The organism is Janthinobacterium lividum (genome assembly GCF_034424625.1).
Classification (GTDB): Bacteria; Pseudomonadota; Gammaproteobacteria; order Burkholderiales; family Burkholderiaceae_D; genus Janthinobacterium; species Janthinobacterium lividum.
Genome location: NZ_CP139976.1, coordinates 5,269,252 through 5,291,322, shown reverse-complemented (window position 1 = coordinate 5,291,322; position 22,071 = coordinate 5,269,252). Strand labels below are relative to the sequence as shown.

The 22,071-nt window shown below is 63.3% G+C and carries 17 protein-coding genes; 12 read left to right on the top strand and 5 right to left on the bottom strand.

Annotation, left to right across the window (positions count from 1 at the left end; genetic code table 11):
• Positions 1-278 precede the first annotated feature (278 nt).
• From moeA to U0004_RS23860, 4 genes are all read right to left on the bottom strand, one after another.
• A complete protein-coding gene (gene moeA, locus U0004_RS23875) occupies positions 279-2,126 on the bottom strand; it encodes a molybdopterin molybdotransferase MoeA (protein WP_070253709.1) in 1,848 nt (615 codons plus the stop codon).
• Between the two features lie 62 nt (positions 2,127-2,188).
• Positions 2,189-3,310 (bottom strand): GTP 3',8-cyclase MoaA, encoded by a 1,122-nt coding sequence (gene moaA, locus U0004_RS23870; protein WP_070253710.1) that lies wholly within the window; start codon positions 3,308-3,310, stop codon positions 2,189-2,191.
• Between the two features lie 29 nt (positions 3,311-3,339).
• Positions 3,340-4,677: a chromate efflux transporter gene (gene chrA / locus U0004_RS23865; protein ID WP_070253711.1), complete on the bottom strand. Its 1,338-nt coding sequence runs from the start codon at positions 4,675-4,677 to the stop codon at positions 3,340-3,342.
• Between the two features lie 92 nt (positions 4,678-4,769).
• Positions 4,770-7,931 carry an Rne/Rng family ribonuclease gene (locus tag U0004_RS23860; protein ID WP_070253712.1) on the bottom strand — a complete coding sequence of 1,054 codons (3,162 nt, stop codon included), beginning with the start codon at positions 7,929-7,931 and terminating at the stop codon, positions 4,770-4,772.
• Positions 7,932-8,617: 686 nt separating this feature from the next.
• Between U0004_RS23860 and U0004_RS23855 the strand changes: the two genes are divergently transcribed.
• The 4 genes from U0004_RS23855 (at position 8,618) to U0004_RS23840 (ending at position 11,765) form a co-directional block, all read left to right on the top strand.
• On the top strand, positions 8,618-9,613 hold the full coding sequence (locus U0004_RS23855) for an RluA family pseudouridine synthase (protein ID WP_070253713.1): 996 nt from the start codon (positions 8,618-8,620) through the stop codon (positions 9,611-9,613).
• Positions 9,614-9,690: 77 nt separating this feature from the next.
• Complete coding sequence (locus U0004_RS23850; RefSeq protein WP_070253714.1) at positions 9,691-10,350, top strand: HAD-IA family hydrolase; 660 nt, start codon at positions 9,691-9,693, stop codon at positions 10,348-10,350.
• A complete protein-coding gene (locus U0004_RS23845) occupies positions 10,347-10,724 on the top strand; it encodes a Rieske (2Fe-2S) protein (RefSeq protein ID WP_115057572.1) in 378 nt (125 codons plus the stop codon). Before U0004_RS23850 ends, U0004_RS23845 begins: the two co-directional genes overlap by 4 nt.
• A 39-nt stretch (positions 10,725-10,763) precedes the next feature.
• Entirely contained in the window at positions 10,764-11,765 is a 1,002-nt protein-coding gene (locus U0004_RS23840; RefSeq protein ID WP_070253715.1) for a S49 family peptidase, read from the top strand.
• Positions 11,766-12,132: 367 nt separating this feature from the next.
• Here U0004_RS23840 and U0004_RS23835 read toward each other — a convergent pair whose 3' ends face one another.
• Positions 12,133-12,504 (bottom strand): hypothetical protein, encoded by a 372-nt coding sequence (locus U0004_RS23835; protein ID WP_070253716.1) that lies wholly within the window; start codon positions 12,502-12,504, stop codon positions 12,133-12,135.
• A gap of 256 nt (positions 12,505-12,760) precedes the next feature.
• Here U0004_RS23835 and U0004_RS23830 point away from each other — a divergent pair, with 256 nt between their 5' ends.
• The 8 genes from U0004_RS23830 to U0004_RS23795 all read left to right on the top strand — a co-directional run bounded on the left by U0004_RS23830 (position 12,761) and on the right by U0004_RS23795 (position 22,059).
• Entirely contained in the window at positions 12,761-13,471 is a 711-nt protein-coding gene (locus tag U0004_RS23830; protein WP_034785285.1) for a pseudouridine synthase, read from the top strand.
• Positions 13,472-13,558: 87 nt separating this feature from the next.
• Positions 13,559-14,557 (top strand): fumarylacetoacetate hydrolase family protein, encoded by a 999-nt coding sequence (locus tag U0004_RS23825; RefSeq protein ID WP_070253717.1) that lies wholly within the window; start codon positions 13,559-13,561, stop codon positions 14,555-14,557.
• 259 nt (positions 14,558-14,816) lie between these two features.
• Positions 14,817-16,010 carry a flagellar biosynthesis protein FlhB gene (flhB, locus tag U0004_RS23820; protein ID WP_070253718.1) on the top strand — a complete coding sequence of 398 codons (1,194 nt, stop codon included), beginning with the start codon at positions 14,817-14,819 and terminating at the stop codon, positions 16,008-16,010.
• Entirely contained in the window at positions 16,007-18,103 is a 2,097-nt protein-coding gene (gene flhA / locus U0004_RS23815; RefSeq protein ID WP_070253719.1) for a flagellar biosynthesis protein FlhA, read from the top strand. The genes flhB and flhA overlap by 4 nt, the downstream gene beginning before the upstream one ends.
• 266 nt (positions 18,104-18,369) lie before the next feature.
• Positions 18,370-19,698 (top strand): flagellar biosynthesis protein FlhF, encoded by a 1,329-nt coding sequence (flhF, locus tag U0004_RS23810; RefSeq protein ID WP_034785293.1) that lies wholly within the window; start codon positions 18,370-18,372, stop codon positions 19,696-19,698.
• On the top strand, positions 19,691-20,554 hold the full coding sequence (locus U0004_RS23805) for a MinD/ParA family ATP-binding protein (RefSeq protein ID WP_034785294.1): 864 nt from the start codon (positions 19,691-19,693) through the stop codon (positions 20,552-20,554). Before flhF ends, U0004_RS23805 begins: the two co-directional genes overlap by 8 nt.
• Before the next feature lie 45 nt (positions 20,555-20,599).
• A complete protein-coding gene (locus tag U0004_RS23800) occupies positions 20,600-21,331 on the top strand; it encodes an RNA polymerase sigma factor FliA (RefSeq protein WP_010400804.1) in 732 nt (243 codons plus the stop codon).
• A complete protein-coding gene (locus U0004_RS23795; protein WP_070253721.1) occupies positions 21,313-22,059 on the top strand; it encodes a flagellar motor protein in 747 nt (248 codons plus the stop codon). Before U0004_RS23800 ends, U0004_RS23795 begins: the two co-directional genes overlap by 19 nt.
• Positions 22,060-22,071 lie beyond the last annotated feature (12 nt).

Below are 22,071 nucleotides of genomic sequence, written 5' to 3'. Positions count from 1 at the left end.
TTATACAAGTTTGAATGTTATCACCAAAGAAACTTCAATATCAACTAATAAATAAAATTATTACAATTAGTGTTGTCTTTATTGATTTATTCGTTGTGGAAATGATTAATATTTTTATCTTGATAGCCGAACAGTTGCCGTGCAGGATAAATTGATTGCGAAGGGGAAATGCGAACGGCCCGCGCAGGGCGGGCCGTTATGAAGAGGAGGGCGAAACGCAGGTGACGCAGCGTGGAATGCGGCCCGGCCAGCGCGTCAGCCTGGTCGGTGGTAGTACATCAGGTCAATCCATGGAACAGCACGATATCGACCAGGTCGCCGGCCGCCACGTGGCCTTGCGCTTCGTGCAGCACGATCATGCAATTGGCTTGCGTCATCGAGCGCAGGATGCCGGAGCCTTGCGCTCCCGTCACGCGCACGTGCTGGCGCCCGTCCGCGCCCCGTTCGACGATGCCGCGCTGGTATTCCGTGCGGCCCCGCTTCTTGCGGATGGGCGCTTGCGCCGCCACCTGCAGCAGCGGCAGGCTGGCCGTGTCCGCAGCGGCGCCCATCAGGCGCAGCAGGGTCGGGCGGGCGAGGAAATAAAACGCCGCCATTACGGCCACGGGGTTGCCGGGCAGGCCCAGCAGTAGTGCCGATTCGCCTTCGCTGGCAATCCGCCCGAAGGCCATGGGGCGGCCCGGGCGCATGTTGATTTGCCAGAAGGCCACTTCACCGAGGCGCGCGAGGATGTCGCGCGTAAAATCGGCCGCGCCGCTGGACACGCCGCCCGACGTGATGATGACGTCGGCCGAGGCGCAGGCGCCGCGCAGGGCCGCTTCCAGCGCTTGCGGATTGTCCTTGACGATACCCATGTCGAGCACTTCGCAGCCGAGGCGGGTCAGCATGCCCAGCAGGGTGTAGCGGTTGCTGTCGTAGATGCAGCCCGCGTCGAGCGGCTCGCCGATCGAGCGCAATTCGTCGCCGGTGGAAAAGAAGGCCACGCGCAGGCGCCGGCGCACGGGCACCGTGGCGATGCCCAGCGAAGCCAGTAGCCCCAGTTCCGCAGGACCCAGGCGTTTGCCCTGCAGCAGGGCAGGCTGGCCCTGCATCAGGTCTTCGCCCTTGAAGCGGCGGTTGTCGCCGGGGCGGATGCAGTCCGGCGCCACGGTGATGTGCTGTGCGCTGGCGTGCTGCACCAGTTCCTGCGGCACCACGCTGTCGCAGCCGTCCGGCATGACGGCGCCCGTCATGATGCGCGCGCATTGGCCGCGTCCAATGTTGACCGTGCCTGGACGCCCGGCCAGGATGGTGTCGACCACGGCCAGGGTGACAGCAGTGTCGCCACCGAGGTCGGCGCCGTGCAGGGCGTAGCCATCCATGGCGGAATTGTCGTGAGCGGGCACGCTGATGGGCGAGATGATGTCGGCCGCCAGGATGCGCTCGAACGCTTGCGGCAGCGGCAGTTCCTCGATCTCGGCGACAGGCGCGACGGTGTCGGCCAGGATGGCTTGCGCCATCGGCACGGACAGGCCCTGCGCCTGCAGGGCCGCCAGCTCGTCCGGGGTATTGATGTTGCCGAACGCGCTATTGTTCTCGAAGAGCACCTCGGCCAGTTTCAAGGGGCCATGCCAGGTGCGCATGCGGCGCTCTCCGCCGCGCAGATACGCATCGAGCTGGGACAGGGCGGAAGTCTTGACGAGACAGAAGACGGGGTGCGGACGGCGCACCGTCTGGCCCGTCGCGGGATCGATGTCCTCGGTGACGGCGATGGCCAGGTCCGCATTGTGCTCGGCCAGGCCGGCGGCCAGGCGCGCTGCCAGGTCGTGCGGCAGCAATGGCGAGTCGCACGGCACGGTGAGCAGATAGGGGGCGGTGGCATGCTGCATGCCGCTGTGCAAGCCTGCCAGCGGACCGAGCTGGCCGGGCAGCGCATCGGGCCACACGGGCAGGCCGAAGCGCGCATAATCTCCGGCATCCGCATGGACACTGATGGCCAGCTGGCCCACTTGCGGCGCCAGGCGCTGAAGCACGTGGCGGACCAGGGGCTGGCCATGCAGGGGCAGCATGCCCTTGTCGCGCTGGCCCATGCGCGTGCCGAGGCCGCCGGCCAGGATCAGGCCGGTAATGTCGTGTTGATTGATCATGAGAGGCGAAAATGTGGATGCATACGCCATGGTAGCAGCGGCAGGCGTGCGCCGCTCCCGATTCAGCCGCCGATGTACGACATTTCCACTTTCTTTTTACCGTGCTCAAGTGCGCCGCCCGTCAAATCCGTCTGGCTGGTGCGCAATTGCGAATAGCGGTCGCCGCGGCCACGCCACAGCTGCGCCACGGCCGAGGAAATTTCCGCATCGCTGTGGCCGCCGCGCAGCAGGCTGCGCAAGTCGTGGCCGCTGCTGGCGAACAGGCACGTGTACAGCTTGCCTTCGGTCGAGAGGCGGGCGCGGCTGCAGTCGGCGCAGAACGCTTGCGTGACGCTGGAAATGAGGCCGATTTCGCCGCTGCCATCCGCATAGCGCCAGCGCGCCGCCGTTTCGCCCGTGTAGTTCGGGTTGATGGGCAGCAAGGGCATCTGCGCGCCGATACGGCGCACGACTTCTGAGGAAGGGATGACTTCTTGCAGGTTCCAGCCGTTCGAGGCGCCCACGTCCATGTATTCGATGAAGCGCAGGATGTACGGCGTGCCCTTGAAGTGGCGCGCCATGGGCACGATTTCCTGCTCGTTCATGCCGGCCTTGACGACCATGTTGATCTTGATGGGGCCGAGTCCTGCCTGGTGCGCCGCATCGATGCCGTGCAGCACGTCGGCCACGGCAAAGTCCACATCGTTCATGCGCTTGAAGGTGGCGTCGTCGAGCGAATCGAGCGACACGGTGACCCGGTTCAGGCCCGCATCCTTGAGCGCCTGCGCCTTTCTTGCCAGTAATGAGCCGTTGGTTGTCAAGGTCAGGTCCAGCGGCTGGCCCGACGGCGTGCGCAGTTCGGCCAGCATGGCGATGAGCTTTTCGATATTCTTGCGCAGCAGCGGTTCGCCGCCCGTCAGGCGGATCTTTTCCACCCCGTGCGCGACGAACAGGCGCGCGATGCGCGTGATTTCCTCGAACGACAGCAAATCCGTGTGCGGCAGATACACGTGGTTCTTGTCGAACACGTCCTTCGGCATGCAGTACACGCAACGGAAATTGCAGCGGTCGGTAATCGAGATGCGCAAGTCGTGCAAGGGCCGGCCCAGGCTGTCGGCCACATTGCCGCTGGGGCTTTCCAGCTGCGCAGGGATCGCCGGTGCCCCGTTGCGGGCTTCGGCGAGGTAGATAATCTTGTCAGCCATGAAAGGTGATACCACTTACGTTGAGTCGTTCAAGGCAGATACGATAGCACGAGGCCGAAGATGGCACAGGCGAGCAGCAATTTGATGGTGCCCACTTGAAACCTGATCAGCGCCACGCCGGCCGCCAGCGCGATGAACATCGCCAGCCAGTCCCAGTGCGGCAGCGGGTTTTCTTGCCAGAAGACATGGCGGCCAAAGAACAGCGCCAGGCTGGCGATGACGCCCACCACGGCTGCCGAGATGGCCGTCAGGGGCGCGCTCAGGCGCAAATTGCCGCGCGACGCTTCCACCAGCGGCGCGCCGGCCAGGATGAAGATGAACGAGGGCAGGAAGGTGAACCAGCTGGCGACGAGCGCGCCGCACACGCCCGCCAGCCACAGCTGCTCCCCTGTCACGGCATGGCTCCAGCCGCCGACAAAACCGATGAAGGCGACGATCATGATCAGGGGGCCGGGCGTCGTTTCGCCCAGCGCCAGGCCATCCATCATTTGCGCGCTGGTGATCCAGTGGTAGTGCTCGGCGGTGCCCTGCACCAGGTAGGGCAGCACGGCATACGCGCCGCCAAACGTGAGCAGGGCCGCCTTGCTGAAAAACACGCCCATCTGCGCCAGCGGCTGGTCCGCGCCGCCCGCCAGCGCCAGGCCCAGCCAGGCGAGGAAGGCCAGGGCCAGGCCCACGGCGGCCGTGCCAAGCAGGCGCGGCCAGCTGAAGCGCGCGTGCTCCGGCGTGGGCGTGTCGTCATCGATCAGGGCTGCGCCGTAGCGGGCTGCGCCGACATGTTGCGTGCCGCCCAGATGAAAGTGGCCCGGCAGCCAGCGGCCGCCCGCCATGCCCAGCAGGGCGGCGGCGAGCACGATCAGCGGAAATGGCAGCTGTAGCGCGGCGATGGCGACAAATGCGCCCGCCGCGATGGCGATCAGGCCGGGGCTGCGCAAGGTGCGCCGGCCCAGACGCCAGGCGGCCGCCAGCACGATGGCGACGACGGCCGGCTTGATGCCGTACAGGACGCCGGCAATGGCGCCCACATGGCCATACGCCATGTAGAGCCAGGACAGCACGATCAGCACCAGCAGCGAGGGCAGCAAAAACAGCAGGCCCGCCACCAGGGCGCCGCGCGTGCGGTGCATCAGCCAGCCGATGTAGATGGCCAGCTGGGTCGCTTCCGGCCCCGGCAGCAGCATGCAGTAGTTGAGGGCGTGCAGGAAGCGCTGCTCGGAAATCCAGCGTCGCTTTTCCACCAGCTCCGCATGCATCATGGCGATTTGCCCGGCCGGGCCGCCAAAACTGACGCAACCGAGCTTGAGCCAGTAGCGGAAGGCGCTGCGCAGGCTGACGGGGGCGGGAGCTTGATTGGCGTTCTCGTGCATGGCGGGCGGATGGCTGGCAAAGAAGTGGACGTAAAAAAGGGGAAGCCTGAGCTTCCCCTTTCATCATTGGCGGCTGGGCGAACCCGGCGCGCTTATGGACGTTGCGTGTTGACCTGGATCAACGGCTCATCCGATTGCGGCGGCAATGGCTTGCGTTCGCGCGGCTTGCGCACGGGAGCAACTGCCTTGGCAGCCGCTTCCTGCGCCAGGCGCAGTTTTTCCGGATCGGTGGCAGCCAGGGTCAGGCCGGCCGAACCGAGCACTGCGCTCAAGTCCAGCGGCGCGGCGACTGGCGCAGCAGGAGCCGGAGCAGGAGCAGGAGCCGGAGCAGGAGCCGCCACAGGGGGTGGCGCCGGAGCAGGTGCAGGAACAGGGGCGGGAGCCACTTCGGCAACCACCGGGGCCGCTTCCACCACGGCCGGTGCCGCTTCGGCGACTGGCGCTTCTTCAGCTACGGCGACGGTTTCCACGACAGCAACCGTTTCCACGACTGGCGCCGCTTCGACGATGACTTCCGCTGGAGCAGGCGCTTGCGCCGGTGCAGCTTCCGTTTTCTCGGCAAAGCTGTACTCGGCAGCTGGCACTGGTTCGGCAGCGGCTGGTTCAGCTTGCGCTGCAGCCGCTTCCACAGGGGCTGGCGCTACGATCACTTCAGCGGCTGGTGCGGCTTCTTCGACCTTGGCGATGTCCGCGACCTTGGCGATTTCGACCACTTCGACCACTTCAGCCACGACGGCAGGGGCGGTTTCGGCAGCAGCTTCCACTGGCGCAGCGACGGCGACGACAGCGGCGGCAGCCACGACGGCTACTGGAGCGGCATCGGCGGCAGCTTCCGGCGCCGGAGCAACCGTGAAGCTGATTACCGGTGCGTCCTGGCCTTCGTTTTCACCGTTTGCCGATTCGATCAGCTCGCCCGTTTCGCGGTCGCGGCGGTTGCGGTTGCGGCCACCACGGCGGCGGCGGCGGCGCGGTTCTTCGCCTTCCACGTCGTTTTCCGTCTCTTCGCCTTCAGGACCGGCATTGGCCGGCGCTTTCAGCAGGTTCGCCGGTGCGGCGTCGGATTCCGGGCCGTTGGACGGCACGATGACATTCACTGCGCTGGCGGTGGCGCCAACCAGTGCCAGCTCTTCAGCTTTCACTTCAGCAACAACAGCCTTGTCGGCGCGTGGTTCGCGGCCTTCGCGTGGCTGGCGTGGCGGACGTTCGGCGCGCTCTGGACGTTCTGCGCGTTCCGGACGCTCGGCGCGCTCAGGACGTTCGCCCCGTTCGCGTGGCGCTGCCGTTGCATCGCCGCCTTCGCGGGCTTCACGCGGTTCGCGTGGCGGACGCGGTGGGCGTGGCGGACGTGCCGCTTTTTCCAGTGCTTCCGCTGCTGCATCGTCCTGGGCTGGACGGCCCTGGCCCGGTTCGCGTTCTTCGCGGCCAGGCTTGCCGTTGCGGCCACGGCCACGCGGGCCACGGCTGTTGCGGTCGCCGCGGTCGGCGCCGGCCGGCTTGGCTGGTGCGACAGGGGCGGGTGCCGGTGCCACCGGTGCCGGGGCGCCGGTGAAGAAGCTGATGATCTTGGCGATCAAGCCCTGTGGTGCGGCAGGCGCGGCCACGGGAGCCGGTTTCGCTTCGACGGGCTTGCGCTCGACCAGCGGTGCCGGCTGGTCAGGGGTGATCGTCTTGACGACGGCTTCCTGGCGCGGCTTGGCTTCTTCCTTCTGGCGCTTGCTGTAAGCCATGTCGGTTTCAGCGCTTTCAGCCAGGTTGTAGCTGGCCTGGCTGTCTTCCAGACGCGGATCGTCGTGCTTGATGCGCTCGAGCTTGTAGTGCGGCGTTTCCAGATGCTTGTTCGGAATCAGGATCACGGCGATGCGGTGGCGGTTCTCGATTTTCAGTACTTCGCCGCGCTTTTCGTTCAGCAGGAAGGCGCCCACGTCCACGGGCACCTGCACGTGGATGGTGGCCGAGTTTTCCTTCATCGCCTCTTCCTGGATGATGCGCAGCACCTGCAGGGCGGACGACTCCGTATCGCGGATGTGGCCGGTGCCGGAGCAGCGCGGGCACGTCACGTGCGAGCCTTCGGACAGCGAAGGGCGCAGGCGCTGGCGCGACAGTTCCATCAGGCCGAAGCGGGAAATCTTGCCCATTTGTACACGGGCACGGTCATGGTGCAGCGCATCTTTCAGACGCTGTTCCACTTCGCGCTGATTCTTCGCCACTTCCATGTCGATGAAGTCGATGACGATCAGGCCGCCCAAGTCGCGCAGACGCAGCTGGCGGGCCACTTCTTCGGCCGCTTCGCAGTTGGTGTTGAAGGCGGTCGTCTCGATGTCCGAGCCGCGCGTGGCGCGGGCCGAGTTGACGTCGACGGACACCAGCGCTTCCGTGTGGTCGATCACGATGGCGCCGCCCGATGGCAACGGCACGGTGCGGCTGTAGGCCGTTTCGATCTGGTGTTCGATCTGGAAGCGCGAGAACAGCGGCACGTCGTCGCTGTAGCGTTTTACGCGGTGCACCATGTCGGGCATCACGTGGCTCATGAACTGGTGCGCCTGGTCGTAGATCTCGTCGGTGTCGATCAGGATCTCGCCGATGTCGGGCTGGAAGTAGTCGCGGATGGCGCGGATGACGAGCGACGATTCCTGGTAGATCAGGAAGGCGCCGTTGGCCGACTTGCCGGCGCCTTCGATGGCGCGCCACAGTTGCATCAGGTAATTCAAGTCCCACTGCAGCTCATCGACGTTGCGGCCGATGCCTGCCGTGCGGGCAATGACGGACATGCCAGCAGGCAAGTCCAGTTTATCCATGGTTTCGCGCAATTCCTGGCGCTCTTCACCTTCCACGCGGCGCGATACGCCACCGCCACGCGGGTTGTTCGGCATCAGGACCAGGTAACGGCCGGCCAGCGAGACGAACGAGGTCAGGGCGGCGCCCTTGTTGCCGCGCTCTTCCTTTTCCACCTGGACCATGATTTCCTGGCCTTCGCGCAGCGCTTCCTTGACGGAAGCGTTACGCACGTCCACGCCTTCACGGAAGTACGTGCGGGCAACTTCCTTGAAAGGCAGGAAGCCGTGGCGGTCTTCGCCATAGCTGACGAAGCACGCTTCGAGCGATGGCTCGATGCGCGTGATCACGCCCTTGTAGATGTTGGATTTGCGCTGTTCGCGCCCGGCTGTCTCGATATCGATGTCGATCAGTTTTTGTCCGTCGACAATCGCTACGCGCAGTTCTTCTTGCTGCGTGGCATTAAACAACATGCGTTTCATTTTTATAACTCCGCGACCCGTAGGCCATCTCAAAGCCGCTTCCGGGGAAGCGGCGAAGTACAGGGATATATGCGAGAACGGGAGTGCTGGCGGGGGAAATGCCTAGGCGTGCGGAGCAACAACGCGTACGAGGTATACGTTACGGCCGCAACAGGCGCGGTGAGGTCGATCGTCATGCCGAGTGCACAGGACACTTGCAACTCATCTGAAGCAGCCCGGATGTCGGGGGCAGAGAATGCAAGTGGTCAGCAAATTCAGAGCCAAATCGTAAGCCGGCTCATTACAGGGATCGCGATGGCGAGGCTTGGCCTCAGCCTATTCATCGACAACCCTCAGTATTGTGGCCGCATACGGGGTTTGGCGAAAACGGCAAGCGTTATCAACTTCATCAACCCGCGAGCCCGACTCGATAAGTCGCGCTAACGGGTACTTATCCTTATAATCCAATACACTCACTTCAGCATCTCCACGCGTTATCCGATTACAACTACGGTGCAACCTTGATTCGCGCAGGGATGGTGCATATACATTTTTTTCCACCGAATTTGCAATTTGGCGAGGCCGGTGGAGACGCCCCTGTGTAAAATGTGCTTTTATTCTTACACTCGCAGCAGCCAGGGCCGCAGCAAAAACAATTATATATTCAAAATGAAGGACTTAGAGAGATTTCTGGGAAGACATAGTAAATGAAGAGTCAAAATGATGTTGTTCCCCCTTCAACACCCCCGGTTCAGCCGCAAGCCCAATTCGTAACGATCGCCGAGGAAGAAGCAGGCCAGCGCATCGACAACTACTTATTAAGAGTGTGCAAGGGAGTGCCTAAAAGCCACATCTACCGGATCTTGCGATCGGGAGAAGTGCGGGTTAATAAAGGCCGTATCGATCAGCTGTACCGTCTCGCCGCCGGCGACGTGGTGCGCATTCCCCCCGTGCGCGTGGCCGAAAAGGCGCCCACGGGCGCGCCGGCCGCCGAATTCAAGATCATCTTTGAAGATGCGCAGCTGCTCGTCATCGACAAGCCGGCCGGCGTGGCCGTGCATGGCGGCTCGGGCGTGTCGTTCGGCGTGATCGAGCAATTGCGCGCTTCGCGCCCCGACGCCAAGTTCCTGGAACTGGTGCACCGCCTGGACCGCGACACGTCCGGACTGCTGTTGCTGGCAAAGAAACGCTCGGCGTTGACGAACTTGCACGAGCAGATGCGCGATGGCGTCACCGACAAGCGCTACCTGGTGCTGGTGGCCGGCGACTGGAAGAATGCGCGCCAGCATATCAAGTTGCCGCTGCATAAATATACGACGGCCGAAGGCGAGCGACGGGTGGCCGTGCAGGCCGATGGCCTGGCGTCGCACACGGTGTTTTCACTGTTGCATAAATATCACAACTTCGCCTTGCTGGAAGCGGAATTGAAGACGGGACGCACGCACCAGATCCGCGTGCACCTGTCTTCGTCCGGTTTTCCCATCGCCGGCGACGATAAATATGGCGACTTTGCCCTCAACCGTGCGCTGTTGAAAGCCGACAGCACGCGCGGCGCCCTGAAACGCATGTTCCTGCACGCGCACCAGATCACGTTTACGCATCCGGAAACGGGCAAGACGATGACCCTGAACGCGCCGCTGGCTGCCGAATGCGAACGTTTCTTGGTAAGCTTGGGCAAACCATTGGCCGTTGCCCCACGTTAAGTGTGGCCGGGACTATCCACAAGATAGTCAGGCCATTATTCATTCTCAAGGAGCCGACGGCTATGCCGTCGGGAAACATGGCAAGAAAGCAATTTGATCTGATCGTCTTCGATTGGGACGGTACCCTGATAGACAGTACCTCGACCATCGTCAAGTGCATCCAGGCGTCGGCCAAAGACCTGGGCTTGCCAATTCCCACCGAGTTGCTCGCTTCGCACGTGATTGGCCTGGGCTTGCAGGAAGCCATGCAGCTGGTGATGCCCGACGTGGAGCCGAAATTCCATGCGCGCATGGCCGAGCGCTACCGCTATCACTACTTGTCGCGCGACCATGAGCTGGCCTTGTTTCCCGGCGTCTACGAGATGCTGCAGGATTTGTCGCAGCAGGCGTATTTCCTGGCGGTGGCCACGGGCAAGAGCCGCGTCGGCCTGAACCGCTCCCTGAATGCCGTCAAGCTGCTGTCCCTGTTCGATGCGACGCGTTGTGCTGACGAAACCTTTTCCAAGCCCCATCCGGCCATGCTGCAGGAGCTGACGCGCGAACTGGGGCAGGATATGCGCCGCACCGTGATGATCGGCGACACCAGTCATGATTTGTTGATGGCAAGCAATGCAGGCGCGGCCAGTATTGCCGTAGAGTATGGAGCGCATCCTGTCGAGCAGTTGCAAGCTTGCCATCCCCTGTATTCGGCCGCCACGGTGGCCGACCTGCATCAATGGCTGAGCGAGCACGCATGATGAACGATGTTGTCGATGTATTCATTTGCGCCGCCGACGCCGTGGCCGATGGCGGCAAGGGCGTGCGCTTTCCCGTCTCGGCCGGTGGCGAAGCGACCACCGGTTTTGTCGTGCGTCATGGCGGCAAGGCGTATGGCTACCTGAACCGCTGCGCCCACGTGCCGATCGAGCTGGACTGGGCTGAAGGCGAGTTTTTCGAGTCCAGCGGCTTGTACCTGATGTGTTCGACGCATGGCGCCATCTATGTGCCGGAAAGCGGCTACTGCGCGGGCGGCCCCTGCAAGGGCGGACGCCTGCGTCCGATCGCCGTGGCCGAGCGCGATGGCCAGCTGTACTGGCAACCCGACGAATATGTCCAGCCACTGCCGGCCTGAGGCCGGGACGGGCTTTCTGTAATTTAAGCAAAGTGAACCATGAGCGATAACACGAATGACAAGCTGGCCAGCAGCGCGCCAGCCGCCGGCCACGGCGCCCCTGCGGGACACTGGGAGCGCGACGTGCTGGAAAAGCTGGTATTTGCCACTTTGCAAGAGCAACGCGCACACCGCCGCTGGAGCATCTTTTTCAAGGTCTTCAGCCTGCTGATCGTGCTGTTCGCCCTGTGGGTGTTTTATGACTACAACACGGCCGACGACAGCGAAACCCTGGGCCGCCACACGGCCCTGATCGACATCAGCGGCGCCATCGAGTCCGAAGGCAGCGGCTCGGCCGCCGTCGTCATCCCCGCGCTGGACAAGGCGTTTTCCGATGCCGGTTCGGTGGCCGTGGTGCTGCATATTAATAGTCCGGGCGGAAGTCCCGTGCAGGCCGGCATGATCGTCGAAGAGATGCAACGCCTGCGCAAGGGCTATCCGGACAAGCCTTTATATGTGGTGGTCGATGAAATGTGCGCCTCGGGCGGCTATTACATCGCCGCCGCCGCCGACCGCATCTACGTCAACAAGGCCAGCGTGGTCGGTTCCATCGGCGTGCTGATGGATGGCTTCGGCTTCACGGGCGTGATGGAAAAGGTCGGCGTCGAGCGCCGCTTGCTGACGGCGGGCGAGAACAAGGGCTTCATGGACCCGTTCAGCCCACTGACGGAAAAACACAAGGCGTATGCGCAGAGCATGCTCAATGAAATCCACCAGCAATTCATCGACGTCGTGCGCACGGGACGGGGCAAGCGCCTGAAGGAAACGGCCGATACCTTCTCCGGCCTGTACTGGACGGGCGCGAAAGCCGTGGAAATGGGCCTGGCCGACGATTTCGGCACGGTCGACAGCGTGGCGCGCGATATCGTCAAGGCGGAAGACATCGTCGACTACACGCAGCATGAAGGCTTGCCGGAACGGGTGCTCAAAAAGTTTGGCGCCGCCATGGGTGCGGGCGCCATGAAGGCGGCCGTGCAGCAGTCACAACCGGCGTTGCGTTGAAGACATCACTCTTGGCTGGCAGGCAAGCCAATCGAGAATGATTTTCAATAAGGTGGTAAATTGGCTTGAAAACGGGGCTGCTTGGGCTATAGTGAAAGCGTAGTTCTTTTCAAGGAGGGGCGATATATCAACTATGTTGTCAGTACTAACTTGATTGGCAGGTCTTGGAACTACTCGCCGCATCGCAGATGTGGTTTTGAGTGAATTTACATTCCTCACTAAAGTCCCGATGGGGCTTGGGAACGGCGGCGCAATGCCGCCGTTTCCTTTTGTGTGTGCTGGATGGGCCGGTGTCGGCGGATGGGGCTGGGTGCGCTGGCAAGGCAGGCATGCGAAGGCAGGGCATGGCTGGTCGGACGGGCCGCGCTCAGACGGCGCAGCCGTTGCAGTGCGCGGGCAGCGGCTGCCTGGCTGCCGCAGCGCCGACGCTGGCGTTGGTGTCGGACGGTATGTCCGCCATGGCAGGCGCGGTCACGCTGTCGGTTTCCGCGTCCGCGTCCGCATCCGCGTGCGCAAAACCACCCAGTTCCAGCCAGCACATGAAATGGCATTGCGCCTCGGCATGCCAGTGCGTCTGGCTGGCTGGCGATGGCGGCGCGTCCGCATCCTGCGGCGCAGGGGTGCTGCTCCAGCGTGCCACGCCGAGTCTGACTTTGTGCATGGCCGCCTGTTCCGCAGCGATGCGCTGGCGCATGTCGGCGATGCTGCCTTGTAAGGCGATGGTATCGGTATGCTTCATACAATGTCCTTGTGGGTCGTTGCCTGGTTATTATTCCTAAAGCTCGTTAGGCGGATTCCTACCGAAGTTTCAGTCTATCAATGCGATATTCCGAGCGCTTGATATTTCTCAAAGGAATCAACCATTTCTCGCCAAATCTCACCTTGTTCTTTTTGGTATTTCTGCGTGTGCCATGGTTTCATGCTGCCTGGACCGCCGCGCGGGCGCCAGGTGCCGCCGCTTCACGCTGCCAGCCGCTTCTGGTAAAGTCACGCCCATGAGTAAATTATCCCTAGACCGCATCCTGCAATCGCAGGGTTTTGGCACCCGTAAATATTGTCGTTCCCTCATCGAGGATGGCGATGTCGTCATCGATGGCGTCACCCAGACCAATTACCGCACCACCGTCGAGACCGAAGGCCTGGTGCTGCACGTGTTCGAAGAAGAGTGGGTGGTCCGCCAGCACCTGTACCTGGCGCTGAACAAGCCTGCCAACTTCGAATGCTCGCGCAAGCCCAGCCATCACCCTGGCGTGCTGACCTTGCTGCCGGAACAATTCACCTGGCGCGAAGTCCAGCCCGTCGGCCGGCTCGACCACGATACGACCGGCATGCTGCTGATGTCCGACGATGGCCCGTTTATCCATGCACAATCGTCGCCGAAGCGCCACGTTCCCAAGATTTACCAGGCCACCACGCAAGAACCCGTAACGGATGAACTGGTGGCCCTGCTATTGGCTGGCGTGCAATTGCACGACGAACCGGCCCCGCTGGCGGCCCTCGTCTGCGTCAAGCGGGGCGAGCACCAGCTGGAAATCGTGCTCGAGCAAGGCAAATACCACCAGGTCAAGCGCATGCTGGCCGCCGCCGGCAACCATTGCAGCGCGCTGCACCGTTCCGCCATCGGCAGCCTGACCCTGGAATCGCTGGGCATCGCCGAAGGCGAGTGGTGCTACCTCACGCCCGAGCAGATCGCGCTCCTGGCCTAGTCCCTTCCTGATCGCCAAAGCCGGGGATGCCCCGGCTTTTTGGCGTCTTTAGCCTCCATTGCCTGCATTTGACGAAGTTTCCCGCCCATGAAATTAGCTACCCTGAAGGATGGCACGCGCGACGGCCAGCTGGCTGTCGTCTCGCGCGACCTGAAAACGGCCCATCTGGCCGATGGCATTGCCTCGAGCCTGCAAAAGGCGCTCGACGACTGGAGTTTCATCGCGCCCCAGCTCGATTTGCTGTACCAGACCATCAATAGCGGCCGCGGCCATCGCGCCTTCGAGTTCGACCCCGCCAACTGCATGGCGCCCTTGCCGCGCAGCAGCCTGCGCGTTGCCGGCGCCTCCTACCTGCCGCAGATCGAGCGGGCCTGCAAGGCCGCAGGCCGCGAGGTACCGGCCAACTTGCGCGACGCACCGCGCATGTACCAGGGCGCCAGCGACGATTTTCTCGGTGCCCACGACGAGATCATCCTGGCGCACGAGCAATGGGGCATCGATTACGAGGCAGGCATCGCCGCCATCACGGACGATGTGGCCATGGGCTCCACGCCCGACCAGGCGCACCTGAACATCAAGCTATTGATGCTGGTCAACGACATCACCCTGCGCAACCTAGTGCCGGACGAGCAGGCGAGTGGTTATGGTTTCCTGCAAGCGAAACCGGCCATGGCCTGCTCCCCTGTCGCCATCACGCCTGACGAGCTGGGCGATGCCTGGCGCGGCGGCAAGGTGCATCACGCCCTGCGCTGCAGCCTGAACGGCAAGTTGACGGGCCAGCCCCACGCGGGCGCCGACATGGCGTTCAATTACCCGCAATTGCTCGCCCATCTGTGCCAGACGCGCAACGCGCGCGCCGGCAGCGTGGTCAGCGCGGGCGGGGTCGCCAACAAGGAAGTCAAGAAGGGGTTTTCCAGCATCGTTGAACGACGTAACCAGGAGATGATCGCCGATGGCGTCGCCAGCACGCCATTTCTGTTGTTTGGTGATGTTGTTCGATTGGAGATGCTGGGGGACGACGGCAAGTCCTTGTTTGGCGCCATCGAGCAGACCGTGAAACAGGCCGAGGCGAGAAAAAGCCGTTAGGAACCCCGAGAAAATGGCCATGACTGCGTTGCAACCCCTCGCCGTACTGTTCGTACTGTCTTCGGGGCTGCGCCTTGCCCTGACCATTTTTCGGTCTCCTTTGAAGTGGGCGCCTGCGGCTGTTTCATTTAGGCAAAGGAAAAGCAGGGGATTCGCCCTCCTTTTCCCTTGATGGCGTTGCGGTAATTGAACCGATAATGCCACATGCCCAGTCCGTATTGCGCCTAGCCAGGCCGCAGGACTTCACCGGAGTTGATTGATGTCGGAAGACAGCGACGCAGAAAAGACCGAAGCCGCGTCACCGAAGCGCCTCGAGCAGGCGCGTGAGGAAGGCGACGTTCCGCGATCGCGTGAAGTGGCAACGTTCACTGTGCTGATGGCGTCCGGCTGCTGCCTGTGGTTTGCCGGCGACGCCATCGTGCGGCGGCTGACGGCTGTCATGGTTTCCGGGCTGACCCTGGACCGGGAGCAGATACTCAATCCCGATGCGATGATGTTGCGCATCGGCTACGACGTGGGCTCCGTCTTGCTGACTTGCCTGCCGTACGCGCTGGCCATCATGCTCGTCGCCCTGGCCTCGCCCGTGCTGGTGGGCGGCTGGCTGTTCAGTTCCAAGGCGTTCACCCCCAATTTTGGCAAGCTCAACCCGATTCGCGGCCTGGGCAACATGTTTTCGAAGAATGCGCTGGTGGAATTGCTCAAGGCCATCGCCAAGACCCTCGTTGTCGGCGTCGTCGCCTGGATGGTGATGCAGCATCAAAAGGACGCCGTGCTGGGCTTGTCGGTGGAATCCTTGCGCGCCGGATCGGCTCATCTGATCAGCTTGCTGATCACGGCCTTTTTGCTGATCGTCGGCGCGCTGGGCTTGATTGCCGCCATCGACGGTCCGTACCAGATGTGGCACTACGCCAACAAGATGAAAATGTCCTTGCAGGAAGTCAAGCAAGAGTCGAAAGAGTCGGACGGCAATCCGCAGATCAAGGCGAAGATACGCCAGATGCAGCATGAAATGTCGCGCCGCCGCATGATGGCCGATGTGCCGACGGCCGACGTGGTGGTGACCAATCCTACCCACTACGCGGTGGCCTTGAAGTATGGCGAGAATTCGCGCGGCGCGCCGCAGGTGGTGGCCAAGGGCATCGACGAGGTGGCGGCGAAGATCCGCGAACTGGCCGGCGAACACAAGGTTGCCATCCTGGAAGCGCCGGCCCTGGCGCGCGCGCTGTACAAGCACACGGATATCGGCGACGAGATCCCCGAGGCGCTGTATGGCGCCGTGGCCGAAGTGCTGGCTTACGTGTTCCAGCTGCGCAGCTATGGCAAGGGTCAGGGCGAGCGTCCCGACAAGCCGAAGAAGCTCGACGTGCCGCCCGAGCTTGACCCGCAGAACCCCGCATCGCAGACACCGCCCGCAGCAGGCGCGGCAGACAATAATAAAGGAAGTACACCATGAACGGCCTGAGAATGCCAGCCTGGCTCAGTGGAATGGGCGGCAACGCCAGCAAGGGCATCGCCGCGCCGGTCATCATCATCATGCTGCTGGCGATGATGGTGCTGCCGCTGCCTGCCTTTATCCTCGACATCTTCTTCAGTTTCAATATCGCGCTGTCGATCATCGTGCTGCTGACGGCGCTGTACACGGTCAAGCCGCTCGACTTCATGGCCTTCCCGACCATCCTGCTCGTGTCGACCATGCTGCGCCTGTCGCTGAACGTGGCGTCCACGCGCGTGGTGCTGACGGAGGGCCATACGGGCGCCGACGCGGCCGGTAAAGTGATTGAGGCGTTCGGTCACTTCCTGATCGGCGGCAACTACACGGTCGGTATCGTCGTGTTCATCATTTTGACGATCATCAACTTTACCGTGGTGACCAAGGGCGCGGGCCGTATCGCCGAGGTGGGCGCCCGCTTCGCGCTGGACGCCATGCCTGGCAAGCAGATGGCCATCGATGCCGACCTGAATGCCGGCCTGGTCGGTGAAGACGAAGCGCGCCGCCGCCGCACGGAAGTGGCGCAGGAAGCGGAATTCTATGGCGCCATGGATGGCGCCAGCAAATACGTGCGCGGCGACGCCATCGCCGGCATCATGGTTACCGTCATCAATATCGTCGGCGGCTTGCTGGTGGGCTTGTTGCAGCACGACATGGGCTTTGCCGACGCGCTCAAGAACTACACCTTGCTGGCCATCGGTGACGGCCTGGTGGCGCAGATTCCTTCGCTGATCATTTCCACGGCGGCTGGTATCGTCGTTTCGCGCGTGGCCAGCGAACAGGACATCGGCACCCAGCTGGTGGGGCAGCTGTTTGCGAAACCGCAAGTACTGTATATTACCGCCGCCATCATCGGCGGCATGGGCCTCATTCCCGGCATGCCGAACATGGTCTTCCTGTTGCTGGCCTCGCTGCTGGCCGGTGCCGCCTTTCTGATCAGCAAGAAACGCATGCAGGAAAAAGAGGCGGCCGAAAAACCGGCCGAAGTGCCGCAAGCGACCGTGGCGCCCGAGCAGGAAGAAGCCAGCTGGCAAGACATCATGCCCGTCGATACCCTGGGCCTGGAAGTGGGCTACCGTTTGATTCCCCTGGTCGACAAGACGCAGGGTGGCGAATTGCTCAAGCGCATCAAGGGCATCCGCAAGAAATTTGCCCAGGAAGTGGGTTTCCTGGCGCCGCCCGTACATATCCGCGATAACCTGGAACTCAAGCCGTCCGCCTATCGCATCACCCTCAAGGGCGTGGAAGTGGGCGTGGGCGAAGCGTTCAACGGCCAGTTCCTCGCGATTAATCCCGGCATGGCCAGCGGCACCTTGCCGGGCCTGGCCACGAACGACCCCGCTTTCGGCTTGCCCGCCACCTGGATCGACGCGAGCTTGCGCGACCAGGCCCAATCGATGGGCTACACGGTGGTCGATGCAGGCACCGTGGTGGCCACGCACCTGAACCACCTGATCACTTCGCACGCTTCCGAGCTGCTGGGCCGCGCGGAAGTGCAATCGCTGCTCGACCACCTGGGCAAGGAGTCGCCGCGCCTGGTGGAAGACCTGGTGCCGAAGATGCTGTCCCTGTCGACCTTGCAGAAGGTGCTGCAGAACCTGCTGGCCGAGGGCGTGCACATCCGCGACATGCGCACCATCATCGAAACCCTGGCCGAGCATACGGTCAGCACGCAAGACCCGAACGACCTGACGGCGCTGGTGCGCGTGGCCCTGGGCCGCGCCATCGTGCAGCAACTGTTCCCCGGCTCGGCCGAACTGTCCGTGATGACCCTCGACAGCCGCCTGGAGCGGCTGCTGATGCAAGCCATGGGCAATGGCGGCGACGGCGCCGGCATCGAGCCGGGCCTGGCCGACACCATCGCGCACCAGGCGGGCCTGGCTGCGCAGCAGCAGGAAGCGCTGGGCCTGACGCCAGTGCTCTTGGTGCCGGCGCCGCTGCGCGCCTTGCTGTCGCGCTTCCTGCGCCGCGCCTTGCCGCAGCTTAAAGTGCTGTCGCATGCGGAAGTGCCGGAAACCAAGACCATCCGCGTCACGGCGCTGGTGGGGGCGCAGTAGTTGACAGCATTAGTACCGGGTCTGACCCGCCGGGTCTGACCCCGGCCCTTGCCTTTGGTCAAATAAACATCAATTTCCTCTCGGCAAACTGAATAACGGGTACTTTCCCGTCCTGTTCCTTCGATCGTTTCCTGCAAGCATCGCTAATAATGGAAACTGTCCGGGTGATCTGTGTCCATGTGGAAGACAGCACTCAAGCAACAGGAGTCGATGATGGTCACACAGTTCAGCCAATATTGCGCCACCCCCGCCGTGGGAGGCCGGTCATGAATGTGAAGAAATTTACGGGCGCCTCGTCGCGCGATGCGCTGCGCAAGGTGCGTGAAGCGCTGGGCCCCGATGCCGTGATCCTGTCGAACCGCCAGGCCGATGGCGTGGTGGAAATCCTCGCGCTGGCCAATGACGATGCCGCTTCGCTGGCGTCGCCGCCGGCCGCCTCCGAAATGGCCCAGCCCCGTCCCCAGTTGCAGACCCAGTTCGCCACGCCGCAGCGTCCGGCCGCCCCGGCCCAGCGCCCGGCTGCGCCACGTCCCGCCGCACCGCGCCAGGCTGCCTCCGAGCCAGTGGACATGGCCCGCATGCAGCAGATGATGGCCAGCGCGCTGGCGCACGTCAAAGAGAACGCCGCCGCCGAGATGAGCGGCATGATGAATGAAATCCGCGCCATGCGCGGCATGATGGAAACCCAGCTGGCGGAAATCTCGTGGGGGTCGACGCAGCAGCGCGAGCCGCAAAAAGCCGTCGTGCTGCGCGAAATGCTGGCCGCCGGCTTCTCGGCCAGCCTGGCGCGCTACCTGATCGACAAGCTGCCGGCCGGCCTCGATGGCGCGCAAAGCATGCGCTGGATCAAGACCGTCCTCAGCCGCAACCTGAATACGGTGGCCAATGAAGACGCCATGCTGGAGCAGGGCGGCGTGTTTGCCCTCGTGGGCCCGACCGGCGTCGGCAAGACCACCAGCACGGCCAAGCTGGCGGCCCGCTGCGTGATGCGCCACGGCCCGGAAAAGCTGGCCCTGATCACCACCGATGCCTACCGTATCGGCGCGCACGAACAGCTGCGCATCTACGGCAAGATCCTCGGCGTGATGGTGCATTCCGTGAAGGACGAGGCGGACTTGCGCATCGCCCTGAAGGAATTGAAGAACAAGCACACGGTGCTGATCGATACGGTCGGCGTGAGCCAGCGCGACCAGATGGTCACGGAGCAGGTGGCCATGCTGTCGGGCGCCGGCGCCGATGTGAAACGCCTGCTGTGCCTGAATTCCACGGCGACCCAGGAAACCCTCAACGAAGTGGTGCGCGCCTACCAGGGCAGCGGCCTGGCCGGCTGCATCATGACCAAGCTCGATGAAGCGGCCTCGATCGGCAACGTGCTCGACGTGGTGATCCGCCAGAAGCTGAACCTGTTTTATGTGTCGAATGGCCAGCGCGTGCCGGAAGACCTGTACCTGGCCGACCGCGGCTACCTGATCGACCGCGCCTTCAAGCTCAAGCGCGATGCGGCGGCGACGCAGTTTTCCGATGCCGAACTGCCGCTCCTGATGGCGCAGGCGGCCGCCCGCAATAATGAAGCGCGCGGGGTGCACCTTGGCTAATTTCGATTTCGACCAGGCCGAAGGCTTGCGCCGCATGCTGGCCGGCCCGCAGCCGCGCGTCATGACGTTCCTCTCGGCCACGCCGCAGGACGACAAGGGCGCCATGCTGGTCAATCTGGGCGCGTCGCTCGTCTACGGCGGCAATGACGTGCTGCTGCTCGACGCCAGCGGCGGCAGCGATGGCGTGGCGGCGCGCCTGGGCCTGGCGCACGGCGCCAGCCTGCGCGACGTGGCGCGCCAGCAGTGCGGTTTGAACCAGGTCATCCACCAGGTGCCGCAAGGCTTTGGCGTGGCCAGCCTGGGTGCGCGCAACCATTTGATGGACAGCATGGACTATGCGGGCGAGGACGAACTGCGCCGCCTGGGCAAGACGTTCGAGGTGCTGGCGCGCCAGAGCGGCATCGTGCTGGTCGACGGCGTCGTGGCAGACGAGGGCGATTGCTTCCCCGTGCCGCTGATGGCGTCGTCCGATATCGTCGTGCAAGTCTCGACCAGCGCTACCTCGATCAAGGCGGCGTACTGCCTGATCAAGCGCCTGAGCCAGGAACTGGGACGCCGTCCGTTCGGCATTCTCGTCACCGGCGCTTCCGAATCCGAGGCAAAAGTGGTATACGATAATATGGCGCAGGCGGCGAGCCGCTACCTGGCCGTGAAGCTGACCTCGATGGGTTCGGTGCCTGCCGACGAGTATCTGCACCGCGCGGCGCGGCTGGGCCGCAGCGTGGTCGATGCGTTTCCGCTGGCGGGCGCGTCGGTGGCGTTTCGCGGACTGGCCGAGCGGCTGGCCCGTTCGGCGGCACCGGTGCTTGGCGGCACCTTGTACCAGACGGGGAGCCCGCACCAGTTCAGCGCCTGAATCGAACCGTAGCACCAGATAAGATGAGAAAACAATAAGCAGCCTATGTACACGGTCAAAGGGAAATCGAACAAGGACTATTTGCTGACGGAGCACATTCCGCTGGTGAAGCGTCTGGCGCACCATATGAAGGCGAAATTGCCGCCTTCGGTCGAGGTCGATGACCTGATCCAGGCCGGCATGATAGGCCTGCTCGATGCCATTAGCCGCTATGAAGAGACACATGGCGCGCAGTTCGAGACGTATGCCGTGCTGCGCATCCGCGGCGCCATGCTCGACGAATTGCGCACCAGCGACTGGTTGCCGCGCAGCATGCGCCAGAACATGCGCAAGATCGAAGAGGCGATGAGCACCTTGCAGCAGCGCCTCGGCCATCCGCCGACGGAGTCGGAAGTGGCGAAGCTGCTCAAGATGTCGCTGGCCGACTACCAGGAAATGCTGGGCGACGGCGGCGGCCACCAGCTCGTGTACTACGAAGACTTTCATGACCCGGACGGCAATGACAGCTTTCTCGACCGCCACTGCGTGGACGAGGACAGCGACCCCTTGCGTTCCCTGCTCGATACCGATTTCCGGCAATCCGTGATCGATGCCATCGACGCGCTGCCACCACGCGAGAAAATACTCATGGGCCTGTATTACGAAGAAGAGCTGAACCTGAAGGAGATCGGCGCGGTGATGGGCGTGTCGGAATCGCGCGTCTCGCAGCTGCATACCCAGGCCGTCGCGCGCCTGCGCGCAACCTTGAGGGAGCAGGCGTGGACTGGTCCAGCGTAATCGGGCTGGCGCTGGCGCTGGCGGGCCTTTTGGTCGGCCAGGCACTGGAAGGCGGCAAGATGGCCTCCCTGCTGCAACCGGCCGCCTTTGCCATCGTTGTCATCGGCACCTTCGGCGCCGTGCTGCTGCAAACGCGGCTGCGCACCTTCGTGCGCGGCCTGGAAATGCTGCGCTGGGTCTTCCTGCCACCGGCCGACACGCGTGCCGCGCTGGCGCGCGACATCGGGCAGTGGAGCCTGACGGCGCGGCGCGACGGCCCGCTGGCGCTCGAGCGCCTGATGGAAAACACGGCCGACCGCTTCAACGCCAAAGGCTTGAGGATGATCGTCGACGGCATCGCGCCCGACAAGCTGCGCCAGCTGCTCGACGTGGAAATCTCCGCCTATGAAATGGCCGAACGCCAGGCCGTCAAGGTGTGGGAATCGGCGGCCGGGTATTCGCCTACCATCGGTATCCTGGGCGCCGTGCTGGGCCTGATCCACGTGATGGAAAACCTCACCGATCCGAGCAAGCTGGGCGGCGGCATCGCCGTGGCGTTTGTCTCGACCATCTATGGCGTCGGCCTGGCCAACCTGCTGTTCCTGCCGGTGGCGAATAAACTCAAGGCCATCGTTTCGCGCCGCGTGCTGCAGTACGAAATCACGGCCGCCGTGCTGTACGACATCGCCACGGGCGACCATACGCGCATCATCGAAGAGCGCGTCGCCAGCCTGCTTCACGAGCACTGAGCGAGCACTGAC

Coding starts and splice junctions, on each gene's coding strand:
- U0004_RS23800 (WP_010400804.1), top strand. CDS start 20,600: ATGTACACGGTCAAAGGGAAATCGAACAAGGACTATTTGCTGACGGAG.
- U0004_RS23845 (WP_115057572.1), top strand. CDS start 10,347: ATGATGAACGATGTTGTCGATGTATTCATTTGCGCCGCCGACGCCGTG.
- chrA (WP_070253711.1), bottom strand. CDS start 4,677: ATGCACGAGAACGCCAATCAAGCTCCCGCCCCCGTCAGCCTGCGCAGC.
- U0004_RS23840 (WP_070253715.1), top strand. CDS start 10,764: ATGAGCGATAACACGAATGACAAGCTGGCCAGCAGCGCGCCAGCCGCC.
- U0004_RS23835 (WP_070253716.1), bottom strand. CDS start 12,504: ATGAAGCATACCGATACCATCGCCTTACAAGGCAGCATCGCCGACATG.
- U0004_RS23830 (WP_034785285.1), top strand. CDS start 12,761: ATGAGTAAATTATCCCTAGACCGCATCCTGCAATCGCAGGGTTTTGGC.
- U0004_RS23860 (WP_070253712.1), bottom strand. CDS start 7,931: ATGAAACGCATGTTGTTTAATGCCACGCAGCAAGAAGAACTGCGCGTA.
- moeA (WP_070253709.1), bottom strand. CDS start 2,126: ATGATCAATCAACACGACATTACCGGCCTGATCCTGGCCGGCGGCCTC.
- U0004_RS23855 (WP_070253713.1), top strand. CDS start 8,618: ATGAAGAGTCAAAATGATGTTGTTCCCCCTTCAACACCCCCGGTTCAG.
- U0004_RS23825 (WP_070253717.1), top strand. CDS start 13,559: ATGAAATTAGCTACCCTGAAGGATGGCACGCGCGACGGCCAGCTGGCT.
- flhB (WP_070253718.1), top strand. CDS start 14,817: ATGTCGGAAGACAGCGACGCAGAAAAGACCGAAGCCGCGTCACCGAAG.
- flhF (WP_034785293.1), top strand. CDS start 18,370: ATGAATGTGAAGAAATTTACGGGCGCCTCGTCGCGCGATGCGCTGCGC.
- flhA (WP_070253719.1), top strand. CDS start 16,007: ATGAACGGCCTGAGAATGCCAGCCTGGCTCAGTGGAATGGGCGGCAAC.
- U0004_RS23850 (WP_070253714.1), top strand. CDS start 9,691: ATGGCAAGAAAGCAATTTGATCTGATCGTCTTCGATTGGGACGGTACC.
- moaA (WP_070253710.1), bottom strand. CDS start 3,310: ATGGCTGACAAGATTATCTACCTCGCCGAAGCCCGCAACGGGGCACCG.